Annotated in this window: 18 protein-coding genes; 10 read left to right on the forward strand and 8 right to left on the reverse strand. The window is 56.9% G+C overall.

What is annotated here, in order from left to right; all coding sequences use genetic code 11:
- Window positions 1-20: 20 nt before the first annotated feature.
- Together fadD and rnd are read left to right on the forward strand one after the other, a co-directional pair.
- A complete protein-coding gene (gene fadD / locus CRO23_RS10250; RefSeq protein ID WP_016927450.1) occupies window positions 21-1709 on the forward strand; it encodes a long-chain-fatty-acid--CoA ligase FadD in 1689 nt (562 codons plus the stop codon).
- Between the two features lie 81 nt (window positions 1710-1790).
- Window positions 1791-2912, forward strand: a complete 1122-nt coding sequence (gene rnd, locus CRO23_RS10255; RefSeq protein WP_016927451.1) for a ribonuclease D — start codon at window positions 1791-1793, stop codon at window positions 2910-2912.
- Between the two features lie 237 nt (window positions 2913-3149).
- On the opposite strand, the gene minE is transcribed toward rnd, so the two are convergent.
- From minE to minC, 3 genes are read right to left on the reverse strand one after another with little or no spacing between them, the layout of a single operon-like run.
- Window positions 3150-3419: a cell division topological specificity factor MinE gene (minE, locus tag CRO23_RS10260; protein ID WP_004932303.1), complete on the reverse strand. Its 270-nt coding sequence runs from the start codon at window positions 3417-3419 to the stop codon at window positions 3150-3152.
- 3 nt (window positions 3420-3422) lie between these two features.
- Window positions 3423-4235: a septum site-determining protein MinD gene (gene minD, locus CRO23_RS10265; protein ID WP_016927452.1), complete on the reverse strand. Its 813-nt coding sequence runs from the start codon at window positions 4233-4235 to the stop codon at window positions 3423-3425.
- A 25-nt stretch (window positions 4236-4260) separates the two neighbouring features.
- Complete coding sequence (minC, locus tag CRO23_RS10270) at window positions 4261-4956, reverse strand: septum site-determining protein MinC (protein WP_004932297.1); 696 nt, start codon at window positions 4954-4956, stop codon at window positions 4261-4263.
- A gap of 136 nt (window positions 4957-5092) precedes the next feature.
- Here minC and CRO23_RS10275 point away from each other — a divergent pair, with 136 nt between their 5' ends.
- From CRO23_RS10275 to CRO23_RS10290, 4 genes are all read left to right on the forward strand, one after another.
- Entirely contained in the window at window positions 5093-5365 is a 273-nt protein-coding gene (locus CRO23_RS10275) for a YcgL domain-containing protein (RefSeq protein WP_004932294.1), read from the forward strand.
- Between the two features lie 28 nt (window positions 5366-5393).
- Window positions 5394-6416 carry a lytic murein transglycosylase gene (locus CRO23_RS10280; protein ID WP_049299183.1) on the forward strand — a complete coding sequence of 341 codons (1023 nt, stop codon included), beginning with the start codon at window positions 5394-5396 and terminating at the stop codon, window positions 6414-6416.
- Between the two features lie 58 nt (window positions 6417-6474).
- Entirely contained in the window at window positions 6475-7131 is a 657-nt protein-coding gene (locus CRO23_RS10285; RefSeq protein WP_016927455.1) for a fumarylacetoacetate hydrolase family protein, read from the forward strand.
- 122 nt (window positions 7132-7253) lie between these two features.
- Window positions 7254-7700, forward strand: a complete 447-nt coding sequence (locus CRO23_RS10290) for a YcgN family cysteine cluster protein (protein WP_004932284.1) — start codon at window positions 7254-7256, stop codon at window positions 7698-7700.
- Window positions 7701-7813: 113 nt separating this feature from the next.
- On the opposite strand, the gene CRO23_RS10295 is transcribed toward CRO23_RS10290, so the two are convergent.
- The 3 genes from CRO23_RS10295 to nhaB all read right to left on the reverse strand — a co-directional run bounded on the left by CRO23_RS10295 (window position 7814) and on the right by nhaB (window position 11494).
- Window positions 7814-8575: an aspartyl/asparaginyl beta-hydroxylase domain-containing protein gene (locus CRO23_RS10295; protein WP_079451429.1), complete on the reverse strand. Its 762-nt coding sequence runs from the start codon at window positions 8573-8575 to the stop codon at window positions 7814-7816.
- Between the two features lie 702 nt (window positions 8576-9277).
- Window positions 9278-9808: a disulfide bond formation protein DsbB gene (gene dsbB / locus CRO23_RS10300; RefSeq protein ID WP_033640107.1), complete on the reverse strand. Its 531-nt coding sequence runs from the start codon at window positions 9806-9808 to the stop codon at window positions 9278-9280.
- A 120-nt stretch (window positions 9809-9928) separates the two neighbouring features.
- Window positions 9929-11494, reverse strand: a complete 1566-nt coding sequence (gene nhaB, locus CRO23_RS10305) for a sodium/proton antiporter NhaB (protein WP_049298923.1) — start codon at window positions 11492-11494, stop codon at window positions 9929-9931.
- A gap of 243 nt (window positions 11495-11737) precedes the next feature.
- On the opposite strand from nhaB, the gene fadR reads away from it, so the two are divergent.
- On the forward strand, window positions 11738-12457 hold the full coding sequence (fadR, locus tag CRO23_RS10310; protein WP_025303107.1) for a fatty acid metabolism transcriptional regulator FadR: 720 nt from the start codon (window positions 11738-11740) through the stop codon (window positions 12455-12457).
- 57 nt (window positions 12458-12514) lie between these two features.
- On the opposite strand, the gene CRO23_RS10315 is transcribed toward fadR, so the two are convergent.
- Entirely contained in the window at window positions 12515-14053 is a 1539-nt protein-coding gene (locus tag CRO23_RS10315; RefSeq protein WP_079451427.1) for a SpoVR family protein, read from the reverse strand.
- Between the two features lie 297 nt (window positions 14054-14350).
- Here CRO23_RS10315 and zinT point away from each other — a divergent pair, with 297 nt between their 5' ends.
- Window positions 14351-15001: a metal-binding protein ZinT gene (zinT, locus tag CRO23_RS10320; protein WP_016927461.1), complete on the forward strand. Its 651-nt coding sequence runs from the start codon at window positions 14351-14353 to the stop codon at window positions 14999-15001.
- A 46-nt stretch (window positions 15002-15047) separates the two neighbouring features.
- Here the strand turns inward: zinT and CRO23_RS25265 are convergent, their stop codons facing one another.
- Window positions 15048-15236, reverse strand: a complete 189-nt coding sequence (locus tag CRO23_RS25265) for a hypothetical protein (protein ID WP_240323800.1) — start codon at window positions 15234-15236, stop codon at window positions 15048-15050.
- 666 nt (window positions 15237-15902) lie between these two features.
- On the opposite strand from CRO23_RS25265, the gene CRO23_RS10330 reads away from it, so the two are divergent.
- Together CRO23_RS10330 and dadX are read left to right on the forward strand one after the other, a co-directional pair.
- Window positions 15903-17207, forward strand: coding sequence for a D-amino acid dehydrogenase (locus tag CRO23_RS10330; protein ID WP_028127472.1), 1305 nt, complete (start codon window positions 15903-15905; stop codon window positions 17205-17207).
- Between the two features lie 76 nt (window positions 17208-17283).
- Window positions 17284-18357 (forward strand): catabolic alanine racemase DadX, encoded by a 1074-nt coding sequence (gene dadX / locus CRO23_RS10335; RefSeq protein WP_049298921.1) that lies wholly within the window; start codon window positions 17284-17286, stop codon window positions 18355-18357.
- The last annotated feature ends 3 nt before the right edge of the window (window positions 18358-18360 follow it).

Below are 18360 nucleotides of genomic sequence, written 5' to 3' on the forward strand. Positions count from 1 at the left end.
ATGATTTCAGGAGTAATACCTTGGATAAGGTCTGGTTAAAACGGTATCCGGCAGATGTGCCCGCAGAGATTGATGCCGATCGCTATTCGTCGTTGATCGAAATGTTTGAGCATGCCGTGCAGCGCTATGCCGATCAGCCCGCCTTTATCAATATGGGCGAGGTGATGACCTTCCGCAAACTGGAAGAACGCAGCCGGGCTTTCGCGGCTTACCTGCAAAATGAACTGGGCCTGAAGAAGGGCGACCGCGTCGCGCTGATGATGCCTAACCTGTTGCAATACCCCATCGCCCTGTTCGGCATTCTGCGCGCCGGCATGGTGGTGGTCAACGTCAACCCGTTGTATACCCCGCGAGAGCTGGAACACCAGTTGAACGACAGCGGCGCCAGCGCCATCGTCATCGTCTCCAACTTTGCCCATACGCTGGAAAAAGTGGTGTTCAACACTCAGGTCAAGCACGTGATCCTGACGCGCATGGGCGATCAGCTGTCGGCCGCCAAAGGCACGCTGGTCAACTTCGTGGTTAAATACGTCAAGCGCCTGGTGCCCAAATACAACCTGCCGGATGCCATTTCATTCCGCAGCGCGCTGCAGCGCGGCCGCCGTCTGCAATATGTAAAACCGGACATCATTAATGCCGATCTGGCCTTCCTGCAATACACGGGCGGCACCACCGGTGTGGCGAAGGGCGCGATGCTGACGCACCGCAATATGCAGGCCAACCTCGAGCAGGCCAAAGCCGCCTATTCGCCGCTGTTCCGCGAAGGGCAGGAACTGGTGGTGACGGCGTTGCCGCTTTATCACATTTTCGCGCTGACGGTGAACTGCCTGCTGTTTATCGATCTGGGCGGGCGCAATTTGCTGATCACCAACCCGCGCGATATTCCGGGGCTGGTGAAGGAGTTGGGTAAATACCCGTTCACCGCCATGAGCGGGGTGAATACCTTGTTCAATGCGTTGCTGAACAATGAAGAGTTCCACAAGCTCGATTTCTCTACGCTGCGTTTCTCGGTCGGCGGCGGCATGTCGGTGCAAAAAGCGGTGGCCGAGAAGTGGGAAAAAACTACCGGTAAACACCTGCTGGAAGGCTATGGCCTGACGGAGTGCGCGCCGCTGGTGGCCGGTAACCCTTACGATCTGAAACACTACAGCGGCAGCATCGGCCTGCCGGTGCCGTCGACGGACATTCGGTTGGTGGACGACAATGGCCACGATGTGCCGCCGGGCGAACCGGGCGAACTGTGGGTCAAAGGGCCGCAAGTTATGTTAGGCTATTGGCAGCGCCCGGAAGCCACCGACGAAGTGCTGAAAGACGGCTGGTTGGCGACCGGTGATGTGGTGACCGTGGACGAGCAGGGGTTTGTGCGCATCGTTGATCGCAAGAAAGACATGATCCTGGTCTCCGGTTTCAACGTTTACCCGAACGAGATCGAGGATGTGGTCAGCCAGCATCCGAAAGTGCTGGAATGTGCGGCGATCGGCGTGCCCAGCGAGGCCTCTGGCGAAACGGTGAAGATCTGCGTGGTGAAGAAAGACGCCTCGCTGACCAAGGAAGAGCTGTTGACCCATTGCCGTCGGCACCTGACCGGGTATAAAGTGCCTAAAATTGTTGAGTTCCGCGATGAACTGCCGAAGTCTAACGTCGGCAAGATTTTGCGGCGAGAACTGCGCGATGAGTTAAAAACGCCGAAGCCGGCCGATGCCGCCTAGGCGTCGCTCTCGCGCCTGACTATCAACAACGCCGGTGAATGCCGGCGTTGTTGTGTTTGAATCCTACAAGAGAATGATGTTTTGAATTATCAGTTGATCACTACCGATGCCGGATTGCAGCAGGTCTGCGAGCAGGCGAGAAAGCATGCCCAGATTGCGCTGGACACCGAGTTTGTCAGAACGCGCACCTACTATCCGCAGTTGGGCCTGATCCAGCTCTACGACGGTGAACAACTCTCCCTTATCGATCCTCTCCCGATCAAGCAATGGCAGCCGTTTGTCGACCTGCTGGCCGACACCGCCGTGGTGAAGTTCCTGCATGCCGGCAGTGAAGATCTCGAAGTGTTTCTCAACGCCTTTAAAACGCTGCCGACGCCGATGGTCGATACCCAGATCCTGGCGGCCTTTACCGGCCGGCCGCTCTCCTGCGGCTTCGCGACGCTGGTGGCGGAGTACATGAAGGTTGAGCTGGACAAGAGCGAGTCGCGCACCGACTGGCTGGCGCGCCCGCTGACCGAAAGGCAATGCGTGTACGCGGCCGCCGACGTGTTCTATCTGCTGCCGATGGCTAAACAGCTGGTGCAGGAGACCGAAGAGGCCGGTTGGACCGCGGCGGCCAATAATGAGTGCCTGCTGCTGTGTCAACGCCGTAGCGAGGCGCTGGCGCCGGAAGTCGCCTACCGCGAAATCAGCAATGCCTGGCAGCTGCGCCCGCGTCAGCTCGGTTGTTTGCAGAAGTTGGCGGAATGGCGGCTGCGCCAGGCGCGTGAGCGCGATCTGGCGGTGAACTTCGTGGTGCGTGAGGAGAACCTGTGGCAGGTGGCGCGCTATATGCCGTCTTCGCTGGGAGAACTGGATTCTCTGGGGCTGAGCGGGCCGGAGATCCGTTATCACGGCAAAACGCTGCTGGCGCTGGTGGCGGAGGCCGAAGCGCTGGAGGAGTCCGAGTTACCGGCGCCGTTGGCCAACCTTATCGATCAGCCGGGCTACAAGAAGGTGTTCAAAGACATCAAGGCGGCGATCGCTACCGTCAGCGAGCAAAGCGGGTTGAGCAGCGAGCTGCTGGCATCCCGTCGCCAAATTAACCAATTGCTGAACTGGCATTGGAAACTGAAGGACGGCGAAAGTCGCCCTGAATTAATCAGCGGCTGGCGCGGCGATTTATTAATGGCGCCGTTGCAGGACATCCTGAAAGATTATTAATCGCTGATTATCACCTGGGCAGGGTAGGGAAACTCTGCTCGGGTGAATATAGGCAGGAAATAATGCGTTGAAGGTAAATCTGGCCAGAATTTACTTTAAACGAGGCGGCGGCAAAGTTAATTGGGAATAGTCCCAAAGGGAAAAATCGCTTTTTTGCTACCGATAAAGCTTAATAACTGGATGCACATACAGTTACCCCCTGCATAAAATATACAGGGGGTAATTAATGCGTCGCAATCATTTAGCTGCTTCTTCCGATTCCGGCAATGTCACGTTAAGTTCAAGTACCGAAATATCGTCCCCTTTCTGCTCGAACTGCACGTGCAGCATTTCAGGATCGATCTGAATGTATTTGCAAATAACCGCCAGAATATCGCGTTTCAGATCAGGCAGATACGGGGGCTCACTGTCCCCGCGGCGACGCTCTGCGACGATAATCTGCAGCCGTTCCTTGGCTATATTGGCTGTCTGTTTTTTGCGGGACAGAAAGAAGTCTAATAAGGCCATGGTTTATCCCCCAAAAAGGCGTTTCAGGAAACCCTTCTTCTCTTCTTCAATGAAGCGGAATGGGCGTTCTTCCCCCAACAAGCGGCAAACGGTATCGTCATACGCCTTACCGGCGTCTGACTCGGCATCCAGAATGACAGGCTCACCCTGGTTGGAAGCGCGCAGCACGGACTGGTCTTCCGGGATCACGCCCACCAGCGGAATGCGCAGGATTTCCAGCACGTCTTCCATGCTCAGCATGTCGCCACGGCTGACGCGGCCCGGGTTATAACGGGTCAGCAGCAGGTGTTCCTTGATAGGCGATTCGCCTTTCTCGGCGCGGCGTGATTTGGAAGAGAGAATGCCCAGGATACGGTCGGAGTCGCGTACCGAAGACACTTCCGGGTTGGTGGTGATGATAGCTTCGTCGGCGAAATACAGCGCCATCAGCGCACCGGTTTCGATACCGGCCGGTGAGTCGCAGACCACGAAGTCAAAATCCATCTCGCCGAGATCGTTGAGGATTTTTTCAACGCCTTCGCGGGTCAACGCGTCTTTGTCGCGTGTCTGCGAAGCTGGCAGGATATAGAGGTTTTCAGTGCGTTTGTCTTTGATCAACGCCTGATTCAGCGTGGCATCGCCCTGAATCACGTTCACGAAATCATAAACTACCCGACGTTCGCAGCCCATGATCAGGTCAAGATTACGCAGACCGATATCGAAATCGATCACGACGGTTTTCTTGCCTTTCTGGGCCAGGCCGGTAGCGATGGCCGCGCTCGAAGTGGTCTTGCCAACGCCCCCTTTACCCGATGTAACAACAATAATGCGTGCCATGAAATGGATTCCTTGTCAAAAGGGCTTAATTTAAAGGTTGTATGGTTAAAGCGTTATCCAACAGGCTGAGTCGTACGGCCTGCCCGACGTAATCGGACGGGATTTGGTCGCTCAACCAGTACTGCCCTGCGATAGAGACTAGCTCAGCCGCCAGGTGGGTGCAAAAAATCTGACATTGCGTGTCGCCTGACGCGCCTGCCAGTGCGCGACCGCGCATCATGCCGTAGACATGAATATTGCCGTCGGCAATCAGTTCGGCGCCGGCGCTGACGCTGCTGGTCACGATAAGATCGCTGTTGCGGGCGTAAATCTGTTGGCCGGAACGGACAGGCGTACTGATGATGCGCGTTTTGGCGGGGGCGTTATCCGCCACCACAGGCGCTGGCGCAGGCTCCGGCGCCGCCATTTTCTGGCCTTTGCCTTCGCTCAGCAGCGGCAGCCCTGCGCGGGCTATCGCGCGCTTTTGACGCTCATCTCTGCAACCGCTGATACCCACAACGCGCAGACCTGCCGCCGCGACAGCCTGTTGAAGTTCTTTCCAGTTCGCATCGCCTTCCAGCGTTGCGACGTTGATAACAACAGGAGCGTTTTTCAGAAAAGCGGGCGCTTGCTCAACTTTTTCCTGTAACGCCTGGCGTATTACCTCGGGCTGCGAATTATGCAAATGAACAACCGATAGGGTAAAACTGCTGCCTTTTAGCTCAATTGGCGATTGTGACATCTATCCTGACTCAGTCTCAGCAACTTTAAATCCCCGGAATACCACTCGGGGTGCGATATTCCGATGTACTATAAGCATGTTATAGTCAGAGTTATATCCAGGCAAGACGCTCCCTCAATTAAATAGAGTTAAAAAAATGCTTTGTGTGATCTATAGAAGCCCGAAACGCGATCAAACTTATCTTTATGTCGAAAAAAAAGACGATTTCTCTCGTGTGCCGGAAGAGCTGATGAAAAGTTTCGGCGTGCCGCAATTCGCCATGATGCTGTCGCTCGATGAGCGCAAGAAATTGGCCTCGGCGGATATCGAAAAGGTGAAGCAGGCGTTGAAAGACGAAGGCTATTATCTGCAGTTCCCGCCGCCGGTTGAAAACCTGCTTAATCAGCATCTGGCGGGCGATAAGGCCTGAGACAGTCGCCACGGCCAGGGGAGGCGCGATGACACGTTCGGCGAGAAAGACCGTATTGGCCGCCTGGTTGGCGCTGGGCGGAGTGCTGATGCCCGGCGCATCGCAGGCGGCGCAGGAGACGACGCTGGCGGCGAGCGGCCGCGATCCGGCGCAGTTCCCGGCGTATGTCGATCAACTTAAGCGCCGGGCGCGGGAACAGGGCATCAGTCAGGCGACTCTTGATCGCGCGTTTGCGCAAATCCACTTCGTCGATCGAGTGATCAAGGCCGATCGCAATCAGCCGGAGCAGAAGATCACCCTGGACGATTACCTGCGGCGGGTGATGTCACCCGCCAAGGTGCGCCAGGGGCGAGAACGGTATCGGCAGCGCCATGCGCAATGGTTGCGGGCCAGCGAGCGCTATCGGGTGCCAGGGCGTTATATCATCGCGTTGTGGGGGATGGAGAGCGCCTACGGCAAGATTCAGGGGCGGGAAGACGTGGTGTCTGCGCTGGCGACCTTGGCGTTTGAAGGGCGCCGTGAAGCTTTTTTCAGCCAGGAACTGATGGCGGCGCTGCAGATAGTCGAGCAGGGGCACGTCGGCGATACGCCGCTGAAAGGCTCCTGGGCCGGCGCGATGGGGCAATGCCAGTTTATGCCGAGCTCCTTCTTGCGCTACGCGGCGGATGGCGACGGCGACGGGCGCATCGATATCTGGAACAACATTGACGACGTTTTCGCGTCTACAGCCAGCTATCTGTCCAAAGAGGGCTGGCAGCCCGGCATCGGCTGGGGGCGCGAGGTCAAACTGCCCGCCGGCTTCAATCCGACCGAACTGGGTTTGAAAGACGCGCAGGCGCGCAGCGTCAACGACTGGCAGAAACGCGGCGTGCGCCGTGCGGATGGCAGTGCGTTGCCGCATGCCGTGCAGCGCGGTTGGATTATCGCGCCGGATGATCTGCAGGGGCGGACGTTCCTGGTCTATGATAATTTCCGCACCCTCATGCACTGGAATCGCTCTTACTATTTCGCCCTCGCCGTGGGTATGATGGCAGACGCGATCGGGCATTGATCCGGCACACCAATAATCGGCTTGGCGCGCCAAGCCTCTACAGTTTGGGAGAAGCGGTATGTATCAACATAGAGACTGGCAGGGTTCGCTGCTCGATTTCCCGGTGAACAAGGTGGTCTGCGTCGGCAGCAACTACGCCGATCATATCAAGGAAATGGGCAGCGCGGCGTCCGTCGAACCGGTGGTGTTTATCAAACCGGAAACGGCGTTGTGCGATATTCGCCAGCCGGTGGCCATCCCCAAAGAGTTCGGTGCGGTGCATCATGAGGTGGAGCTGGCGGTATTGATCGGCACACCGTTGAAACAGGCCAACGAAGATCGCGTTGCGCGGGCGATCGCCGGTTATGGCGTGGCGCTCGATCTGACGCTGCGCGATCTGCAAGCAGGCTTTAAAAAGGCTGGCCAGCCGTGGGAAAAGGCCAAGGCCTTCGACGGTTCCTGCCCGATGTCGGGATTTATCCCGGTGGCGGAATTCGGCGATCCGCAAAACGCCGAGCTGTCGTTGACCGTCAACGATCAATTGCGCCAGCAGGGCAATACGCGCGACATGATCACGCCAATTCTGCCGCTTATCAGCTACATGAGCCGCTTCTTCACGCTGCGCGCCGGCGACATCATCCTGACCGGCACGCCGCAGGGCGTGGGCCCGATGGCCTCCGGCGACATGTTGAAAATCAGCCTGAACGGCAAAACGCTCAGCACCCGGGTGATCTGACCTCTCTTCGCCGCCGGCATCGTCGGCGGCAAAGCTTGCATCTTGCCGCTAATATGTCTATATAGTCCCCCCTCGAACCTGTGCGCAGGTGACTTATCCATTTACCGAAACCGGACGCTAACATGTCACAACTCGCTTTTTGGCAACAGAAAACGCTGGCGGAAATGTCAGAACAAGAGTGGGAATCGCTGTGCGACGGGTGCGGGCAATGCTGTTTGAATAAGCTGATCGACGAAGATACCGACGAGATTTATTTTACCAACGTAGCCTGCAACCAGCTCAACATCAAATCCTGCCAATGCCGTAACTATGAGCGGCGCTTCGAGCTGGAAGAAGACTGCATCAAACTGACGCGCGAGAACCTCACTACCTTCGATTGGCTGCCGCCGACCTGCGCCTATCGCCTGATCGGCGAAGGCAAGCCGCTGTTTCCCTGGCACCCGCTGATCAGCGGCTCCAAAGCGGCGATGCACGGCGAGCGCATCACGGTGCGGCATATTGCGGTGCGCGAGAGCGAAGTGGTGGACTGGCAGGATCATATCCTCAACAAGCCGGACTGGGCCAGGTAACGCGGATGCCTTGACAGATGTTGCTCGGCAACACGAGTTTTAATGCCAGAGGGCGGCGTGTTAAGACATCCCGCCCTCTTGGCTATTGAGCTCACGCGCATGAGACTCTTGCTTCACGCTTTTTTGTCGCGGCGATGCCAGTTAGCCAGATTTTTCAGCGGCTGCTTCACATACGGGCTGGCCTTGATCAGGCTGAACAGCAGTTTATTCACCACCGTACCCACTTTGTCCATTGGCCGGTCGACATCGAGAAACAGCACAGCGCGCAGCTCGTCGGTATCATTGCGAACTTCGTGTTCGTAGGAATCATCAAACAAAATCACCTTGCCTTCATCCCAGTGCAGAATTTGGTCGTCAACGCGGATCCAGAGCTTGTCCCGATCCTTTGGCACGATCAATCCCAGATGCGCACGCACGACGGCTCGAGTCGGGCCTTTGTGAGGCACGATGTGATAGTGCGGTTTAAGAATCGAAAACATGGCGGTGCGCATGCCGGGGATCTCGCTGACCGCCTCTGCTGTGCGCGGGCAGATGGCGCAGTTTTCATCAACCCGTTGCCCGTAGACAAACAGCCCGAAGGTTTTCCAGTTATCGCCTTTAGAGATGCGTTTCTGATCCGGTGATATTTGGTGGAACGCTGGGATATCCTCCGGGTGTTCCAGCAACCGATCCAACTCCTCGCGAATGGCCGGCCAACGGGCTTCCAGCGCCGTCACCCAATTAAATTCATGATTGCCGATCCGCGGCGTGGTGGAGATGAGCGAATGGCGAGTCTGAAATTCGCCGTTCCAGCGCAGGAATTTTTTCCCGGCTTTGAGCAGCATGCGCCGCAGGAAGGGGCGCTGAGACGAAGGCGGCAATGTGGTATCCGGCATAGTATCGTGTCCTTGATGTCATATGATGTGCTGTAGTCAGCCAAAACCTGGCTCACAGGAAGAAAGGGCGAAAGTCAACACGTCATTCAGCATAGGGAAAGCATCGCGAACGATTTTAATCTTTAGTGCGCGAATGGCGTTGATGCTTGGTGCCGGATAGAGAGAAATTCCAACAATTTATTTAACGATGGTAAGGGCTTGCGTGAGGGGGGAAGAGGGGAAAAAAGCCCCTGCAAAGATGAGGGGCAAGACACACAACAACACCAGGGAAATCGGTAGTACTCACTTTGCCGATACTATAAGGATTTTATGGGTAAACTTCACCAAAATATTGTGCTCTGAATGTGACAAAGGTGCAGTCGTTCATAAGTAACGGTAATTTATTGATGCTCGAAGGCTGAAAGGTATGTGCCAGAGCGGCCTGTTTTTAGTCGCCGATATGGCAGAAGTTTAATGTTATGTAAATTACGCCCTTAGCCGTGCCGGGATGCTTCTTTTTAAACGATAAGTTGGGTAATTTGGCCGCTCTCCCGCAAGTTCGAGAGTATAACAATGAAAATGATCCGCCTGTTTGCCGTAGCTGGAGCGCTGATCGTGCTCGTTTACTTCCTTACACATACCTGAGGTGGCTTTATCTCGGAATGTGACAGCAATAACTAAAAAAACGGCGCCTTCCGGCGCCGTTTTTTGTTTGTCTGCCGATCAGCGGCCGAACAGGTCGCGGCGGCGTGGGCGAACAAACTGCGCGACCAGCACAATCAGCGCCACCAACAGATAGGCACCGAAGATGCCGACCAACCATTGCGGCATTTCCAACGTCAGGAATTGCCATTGACGCACGGAGCAGTCACCGGAAGCGTGAAACACCGCCGGCAGCCATTTGTCCAGCGGCAGCCAGGACGGGAAGCTGACGAAGAAATCGCAGGTATTGAATGGCGAAGGATGCAACTGGATCATGGTGTGCTTCCACGCCAGCTGTACGCCTTCCCAGGCGCTGTAGATCCACAGCAAGATCGCCGCGTAGCGCAGCGGAGTTTTCGGCGCGATGGCGCCCACCAGCGAGGCGCCGAGGATGCCGAACAGCGCGCAACGCTCGTAAATGCACATCACGCACGGCTGCAGCAGCATAACGTGCTGGAAATAGAGCGCGACCAGTTCCAACACCAACGCTGTCAGGGCCATCAGCAGCCAGGCGCCGCGTCCTTGTGAACAGCGGTTAAAGAATTGCAACATATCTAGATTCTTCCATGCAGTAAGCAATTGAACCGGCAGTGTAAACCAATTCCTCTTCGCTGCCAGCCACCTGGGCCGGATTCAGCGTAAAAATAGTCGGTTCACCCTGCCGGCGCCGTCTCAGTGGCCGACGGCGTCGATGGACGGCAGCGTCAGCCAATGCCACTGCGTCAACAGCTCGGTCGCCGGTTCCAAGGTGAACTGGACGCACAGCAGGCCAACCACCGTCAGCACCACCGTATAAGGCAGGGCCATCCATACCATGCGGCCATACGACAAACGCACCAGCGGCGCCAATGCCGACGTCAGGAGGAACAGAAACGCCGCCTGTCCGTTAGGGGTGGCGACCGATGGCAGGTTGGTACCGGTATTGATGGCGACCGCCAGCAGCTCGAACTGCTTCAGCCCGATCGCGCCGGTTTCCAGCGCGGTGCGCGCCTCGTTGATGTAAACCGTGCCGACGAACACGTTGTCGGAAACCGACGACAGCAGGCCGTTGAACAGGTAGAACAGCGAAAGCTGAGAGGCGGGCTCGGCGCGCAGCACAAACTGGATCACCGGGCTGAACAGGTGCTGCTCGATGATGACCGCGACCACGGTGAAAAACACCGTCAGCAGCGCGGTGAACGGCAGCGCTTCCTGGAACGCTTTGCCGATGGCGTGCTCGTCGTTCACGCCGCACAGGGAGGTGGCGAGGACGATCACCGACAGGCCAATCAGCCCCACTTCAGCCAGGTGGAAGGCCAGCGCCAGCACCAGCCAAACGCCGATCAGCGCCTGCATCACCAGTTTGAGCCGTTCTTGTTTGCTACGGCCCGCAGTGGCCTTGCGGTCATACTCTTTCAGCACGTCGCGCACCGCTTCCGGTAGCTGCGCGCCGTAGCCAAACAGGTGAAAACGTTCTACCAGCCAACACACCAGCAGGCCGCACACCAACACCGGCAGCGTGACCGGCGCCATACGCAGGAAGAAATCGATAAAACCCCAGCCCGCGTTTTTGGCGATGATCAGGTTTTGCGGCTCGCCCACCATGGTCATGACCCCGCCGAGCGCGGTGCCGACGCCGGCGTGCATCAGCAGGCTGCGCAGAAAGGCGCGGAATTGCTCCAGCGTCTGTTTGCGCTCTTCGCCGGTAAAATCGCTGTCATCGCCAATGTCGCCGTCAGGGCGGTTTGACGTCACGTTGTGATAGATGGAATAGAAGCCGGTGGCCACGCTGATCACTACCGCCACGACCGTCAGGGCGTCGAGGAAGGCGGAAAGGAAGGCGGCGGCCAGGCAGAACGCCAGCGACAGCAGGGTTTTCGAACGGATGTTGAGCAGCAGCTTGGTGAACACGAACAGCAGCAGCTGCTTCATAAAGTAGATGCCGGCCACCATAAAGATCAGCAGCAGCAACACGTCCAGATTATGTTCGATTTCCTGCGAAACCTGCACCGGGCTGGTCATGCCGATGGCCACGGCCTCGAGCGCCAGCAGGCCGCCCGGCAGCAGCGGGTAGCATTTCAGCGCCATCGCGAGGGTAAAGATGAACTCGGCCACCAGCAGCCAACCCGCGATAAACGGGCTGGCGAAAAAGAACACCAGGGGGTTGATCGCCAGAAAAATGAGAATGGTCAGTTTGTACCAGTCGGGAGATTGCCCCAGGAAATTTTTGAGCAGGGCGCTACGCAGGGTTGTTTCCATTGTGCTCTATGCATCCTTCAATCAGTCGTAGCACGTACCCTAACAATGCGGTGGGGGCGTGCGCAACCTGAGCTTGTTTTACCATGAGAAAATTCCTCCGACCGGTATTTTTGCTCGTTTTTTGCCACGTTATGCACACTTTCGTTTATTGTTTTTCGCTCACGCTATGTCATGTCAGCACGATCTGGTATGATGAGCTGATTACTTTTACTGATTTTATCGTCGCAACGGAACGTCAAACACATGGTCATAAAGGCGCAGAGTCCTGCCGGTTTCGCGGAAGAGTACATTATTGAGAGTATTTGGAATAATCGCTTCCCCCCTGGCTCTATTTTGCCCGCGGAGCGTGAGCTTTCGGAGTTGATTGGCGTCACGCGCACCACGTTACGTGAAGTGTTGCAACGTCTGGCCCGCGATGGCTGGTTGACCATTCAGCATGGCAAACCGACCAAAGTGAACAATTTTTGGGAAACGTCCGGCCTCAATATCCTTGAGACGGTGGCTCGTCTCGATCACAAAAGCGTCCCTCAGCTGATCGATAACCTGCTGTCCGTGCGCACCAATATCGCGTCGATCTTTATTCGCGCCGCGGTGCGCAATCATCCGGAGCAGGCCCAGGAAGTGTTGGCGAAGGCCGCCGAGGTTGAAGATCAGGCGGACGCTTTCAATCTGCTCGATTACGAGATCTTCCGCGGTCTGGCGTTCGCTTCCGGCAATCCGATCTACGGCCTGATCTTCAACGGTCTGAAAGGGCTGTACACCCGCGTGGGCCGTTACTACTTCTCCAACCCGGAAGCGCGCAAGCTGGCGCTGACCTTCTACAGCAAGCTGTCCACGCTGTGCCATGAGAAGCTGTACGACCAGGTGATGGACACCGTGCGCAACTACGGTAAGGACAGCGGGGCGATTTGGCAGAGCATGCAGGGCACCATGCCGAGCGATCTGACCGAAGCGCGCCGTTAATCGCGAGTCAATGAAAAAGAAAGGGCGCCATTTTGGCGCCCTTTGTCGTTGCGGCGGTTACAGCGGCGTAGGCCGCGGCGGGCAGCGATCGAGCAACTCTACACTGCCGTCTTCATTTTGTTGCTCGAGGATCACGTCGAAGCCCCACAGGCGATGCAGGTGCTTCAACACGTCGCGGCGGCTCTTATCCAGTGGCGCGCGTTCCTGCGGGATGTAACGCAATGTCAGCGAGCGGTCACCGCGCAGATCCACGTTCCAGATCTGAATGTTCGGCTCATGGTTGCTCAGGTTGTATTGCGCCGACAGCTCCTGGCGGATCGCCCGGTAACCGGCTTCGTTATGGATCGCGGCAATCTCCAGATAGTTGTTGCGATCGTCGTCCAGCACGGTGAACAACCGGAAATCACGCATCACTTTGGGTGACAGGAACTGGCTGATAAAGCTCTCGTCCTTGAAGTCGCGCATGGCGAAGTGCAATGTCTCCAGCCAGTCTTTTCCGGCGATGTCCGGGAACCAGTAGCGGTCTTCTTCGGTCGGCGATTGGCAGATGCGCTTGATGTCCTGGAACATGGCGAAGCCCAGCGCATAAGGGTTGATGCCGTTATAGTACGGGCTGTTGTACGGCGGCTGATACACCACGTTGGTGTGGCTGTGCAAAAACTCCAGCATAAACCGCTCGGTCACTCGGCCCTCGTCGTACAGATGGTTGAGGATGGTGTAATGCCAGAAGGTGGCCCAACCCTCGTTCATCACCTGAGTCTGCTTTTGCGGGTAGAAATACTGGCTGACTTTGCGCACGATGCGCAACACCTCACGCTGCCAGGGTTCCAGCAGCGGTGCATTCTTTTCGATAAAATAGAGGATATTTTCCTGCGGTTCGCTCGGATACCGGCGCGCCTGCTCCGGCGACTCTTCACGTTCGACGCGTGGCAAGGTCTTCCATAACGTATTCACCTGGCTTTGCAGATACTCTTCGCGGCTTTTCTGGCGCGCTTTCTCTTCCACCAGGGAGATTTTCTGCGGGCGCTTGTACCTGTCGACTCCATAGTTCATCAGCGCGTGGCAGGAGTCCAGCAGTCGCTCCACTTCATCGACGCCGTAGCGCTCTTCGCATTGGCTGATGTAGTGGCGGGCGAACAGCAGATAATCGACGATGGAGCTGGCGTCGGTCCAGCTGCGGAACAGATAGTTATTCTTGAAGAACGAGTTGTGGCCATAGCAGGCGTGCGCCATCACCAGCGCCTGCATGGTGATGGTGTTTTCCTCCATCAGGTAGGCGATGCAGGGATTGGAGTTGATGACGATTTCATACGCCAGCCCTTGCTGGCCCTGTTTGTAGCGCTGTTCGGTTTCGATGAACTTCTTGCCGAAGGACCAATGGGTATAGTTGATCGGCATGCCGACGCTCGAATAGGCGTCCATCATCTGCTCGGAGGTGATCACCTCGATCTGATGGGGGTAAGTGTCGAGTCGGTAATGCTTGGCGACGCGGTCAATCTGCTCCAAATACACCTGCAGCAGTTCGAACGTCCAGTCCGGTCCATCGCTCAGACGTTTATCATCCTTAACCTTTTCTTCATGTGTTGAAGTAGTCATCAGCGCACCCTCATTATTCACGGGTCTTGCTCAAACGGCAGACCCTGTAACAAGCATAGTTCAAGTCATAATTAACCATTGCAAATCAGTGAAATAAAAATGCCGGTACGCAAAGGAGCGAACGGCGGTCGATCCGGCGCCCGTCCCGGCAGAAGGCGGCGCGGCACCGCACTCCCTCTTCGAGTATAACCCTGCGGCAGGGGGGCGCAACACAATGCCTGTTGCACGACAAGGATTGAAAATTGTTATGTTATATTGTAACTTTTAGTTTTCATGGTAACGGACAAGGAGCGCATTTTGGCGAGGCATTTTGGCAAACTGGCGGTGGCGCTGGCCGCGCTGTTTATCAGCGGGCAGGCGTGCGCCCACGGGCATCATTCACACGGCAAGCCGCTGACGGAGGTGGAAAAAAAGGCGGAGGCGGGTGTATTCGACGATAAGGACGTCAAAGATCGCAACCTGGCGGATTGGGAGGGGGTGTGGCAATCCGTGTATCCCTATCTGCTCAATGGGGATCTTGACCCGGTGTTCAAGAAGAAAGCGGCACAGGACAAGCGCAAGACCTTCGCCGAAGTGAAGGCGTATTACCGCAAAGGGTACGCCACCGATGTAGATACCATCGGCATTGAAAACGGCGTCATGGAATTTCACCGCGGTGACCAATCCAGCGCCTGTCAGTATAAGTACGCCGGGCATAAGATCCTGACGTATGTTTCCGGTAAAAAGGGCGTGCGTTATCTGTTTGAATGCCAGGATGCCGGCAGCCTGGCGCCGAAATTCGTGCAGTTCAGCGATCACATTATCGGCCCGCGCAAATCGGCGCATTTCCATATCTTTATGGGCAACACGTCGCAGGAAGCGTTGCTGAAAGAGATGGATAACTGGCCGACTTACTACCCATTCCAACTGCAAACTAAAGAAGTCGTGGATGAGATGCTGCATCATTGATGCTGCTCGCTCCCGCAACCACAAGCCCGCCTGTGTGGGCTTGTGCTCAGTCAAACGGTCTGATTTGCAGGTAATCGTCCGTCACTTCCATTTCAAATAGCGTTTTATCTGCCAACAAGGTCGCACGCATTCGTTCCCGGGCTTGCCGGTAGCGTTCATCCAATTGAATATCACCGGCGCTTTCCCATGCGACTCGGCTTGGCCATTGCGCATAGCCGATAAACTGCCCGCCCATATCCCGATGCAGGCGCGAGCCGAGGCTGGCGCTGCAGATAGATGCCTTGGGTCAACGCTAGCCAAGCCTGGCGAAAGGCGTGTTCGTGTCCGGGTTTGACTGAAAACTGGTAAATGGCGATGAACATAAGGCGTTCTCCACAATAGCGACAGTGTGAACTTTAGGCGCTGCTTCTGGCTTTAACGTTCATATCGTGCTGCAGCGTTCAACATAAGCGGGCGGGCTAAGGGCTCGGGTGTTTTATTCCAGTAGTGAAAGCAAGGTTAACGGCAGCTGAAATTTTGCGCGATTTTTCTGCTGCGGAGGGAGGAGGCTCTTTTTGTTTGTTATGTTGGTATTTTTTATTTTATTGGGTTTTTATTCTGTTTAATTGTTGGCTGGTATTTTTATATTCTGTTAAATCAATGTTACTTATCACGCCTTTTTTGAGTGCTATCATTGATAGCGTTGATATCAATTCAGTGGCGGTATGACGCCATAATCCCCTCTAAACCGCATCTTATCGCTATTTTCAGACGGCTATTGCAAATGCATGGCTCATCGACGATAAATTAATTGTGAATATTGTCACGTTTGATGACGAAGTTGTTGGACGGATTTTTTCACTGAGTTAATTTCCTGTGAGCAGAAGATTATGCTTTGTGAAGCCTTGAGCTGGAGTCAGCGATGCGAGTGGTAATTTTAGGTAGTGGAGTGGTGGGCGTAGCCAGTGCCTGGTATTTGGCGAAGGCGGGGCATGAGGTGACGGTGATCGATCGTCAGCCAGGCCCCGCACTGGAAACCAGCGCGGCGAACGCCGGGCAGATTTCACCGGGTTATGCCGCACCTTGGGCGGCACCGGGCGTGCCGCTGAAGGCCATCAAGTGGATGTTCCAGCGCCATGCGCCGTTGGCCATCCGCCTCGACGGCAGCAGCTTCCAACTGAGCTGGATGTGGCAGATGTTGAAGAACTGCAACACCGAACACTACATGACCAACAAAGGCCGCATGGTGCGTCTGGCGGAATACAGCCGCGATTGTATCAAGGCGCTGCGTCAGGAAACCGGCATCCAGTACGAAGGTCGCCAGGGCGGCACGCTGCAGCTGTTCCGCACTCAACAACAGTTCGAAAACGCCGCGAAAGACATTGCGGTATTGGAAGATGCCGGCGTGCCTTACAGATTGCTGGAAGCCGGCCAACTCGGCAGCGTCGAGCCGGCGCTGGCGCAGGTGGCGCACAAGCTGACCGGCGGCCTGCAGTTGCCGAACGACGAAACCGGCGATTGCCAGCTGTTTACGCAACAGTTGGCGAAGATGGCAGAGCAGGCGGGCGTCACTTTCCTGTTCAACCGCAGCGTCGATCGTCTGCTGGTGGAGGGCGACAAGATCGCCGGCGTGCAGTGCGGCGAGGAAGTGTTCAAGGCCGACAGCTATGTGGTGGCGTTCGGCTCGTACTCCACGGCGCTGCTGCGCGGCCTGGTGTCCATTCCGGTTTACCCGCTGAAGGGCTATTCGTTGACCATTCCTATCACCGACGAAGCGGCGGCGCCGTTCTCTACGGTATTGGATGAGACGTATAAAATCGCCATCACACGCTTCGACCAGCGCATTCGCGTTGGCGGCATGGCGGAGATCGTCGGTTTCAATACGCAGCTGGAGCAAAAACGGCGCGAAACGCTGGAAATGGTGGTGCGCGATCTCTACCCGAACGGCGGCCGAGTGGAAGAGGCGACGTTCTGGACCGGCCTGCGGCCGATGACGCCGGACGGCACGCCAATTGTCGGCCGCACCTCGCTGAAGAACCTGTATCTCAATACCGGGCATGGCACGTTGGGCTGGACGATGGCCTGTGGCTCCGGGCAGTTGTTGTCCGATCTGATGTCCGGCATTACGCCGGCGATCCCTTCCGATGACCTGGCGGTGGCGCGTTACAGCGCCGGGTTTCGTCAGCAACACGCGGTTCCGCTGAACGACGTGCATCCCGCACGTTAATCGTCGACGCTGTCATAGACTTTCCCGGCCACGCGCAGGCGCGCGTGGCCGCCGTACGCTGCCCCAAGGAGAAGCGATGCCCCGTCCCATAACCGCCACGATGCATCTCGGCGCGATTGAAAATAACCTGCAGGTGGTGCGCCGTTTCGCCCCCGGCGCCAAAATCTGGGCGGTGGTCAAGGCTAACGCCTATGGCCACGGCATCAAACACGTTTGGCGCAGCATGGCGCAAACCGACGGCTTCGCCATGCTGGATCTGGCCGAAGCGGTGCTGCTGCGCGAGTCGGGTTGGCAAGGGCCTATCCTGTTGTTGGAAGGCTTCTTCCAGCCGCAGGATCTGGCGTTGCTCGACCGTTATCGCCTGACGACGGCGGTGCACAGCGACTGGCAGTTGGCGGCGATCGCCGACGCCACGCTGAACGCGCCGCTCAATGTCTATCTGAAAGTGAACAGTGGCATGAATCGGCTGGGGTTCGCACCCGAGCGGCTGCATGAGGTGTGGCGCAGGGCGCAGGCGGTAGCCAACATTGCCGAGCTTACGCTGATGAGCCACTTCGCCACCGCCGACGGCCCTGAAGGCGTGACCCGGCAAATGGCTACCATCGAGGCGGCGGCTACCGATATACCGCTGCCGCGCTGCCTGGCCAACTCGGCCGCCACGCTGTGGCACCCTTCGACCCACGGCAGCTGGGTTCGTCCTGGGATCGTTCTCTATGGCGCTTCGCCGAGCGGTTGCTGGAATGACGTTGCGGCGACGGGGCTGCAGCCGGCGATGACGCTGAGCAGTGAAATCATCGGCATACAGCAGCTGAAGTCTGGCGATCGTGTGGGTTACGGTGGCCGTTACAGCGCCGCAGGCGCACAGCGTATCGGTGTGGTGGCCTGCGGTTACGCCGACGGCTATCCGCGTCATGCGCCGACCGGTACGCCGGTATGGGTTGACGGCGTGCTGACGCGCACCCTGGGAACGGTATCGATGGATATGCTGGCGGTGGATCTGACACCCTGTCCGCAAGTCGAACTGGGCGCCGAAGTGGAGCTGTGGGGGAAACGTCTGCCGGTGGATGAGGTGGCCACGGCGGCAGGGACGTTAGGCTATGAGCTGCTGTCGGCGTTAGCGGCGCGAGTGCCGGTCGCCACCGAAGCCTGAGCC

The organism is Serratia sp. JKS296 (genome assembly GCF_900215445.1).
GTDB lineage: Bacteria > Pseudomonadota > Gammaproteobacteria > Enterobacterales > Enterobacteriaceae > Serratia > Serratia marcescens.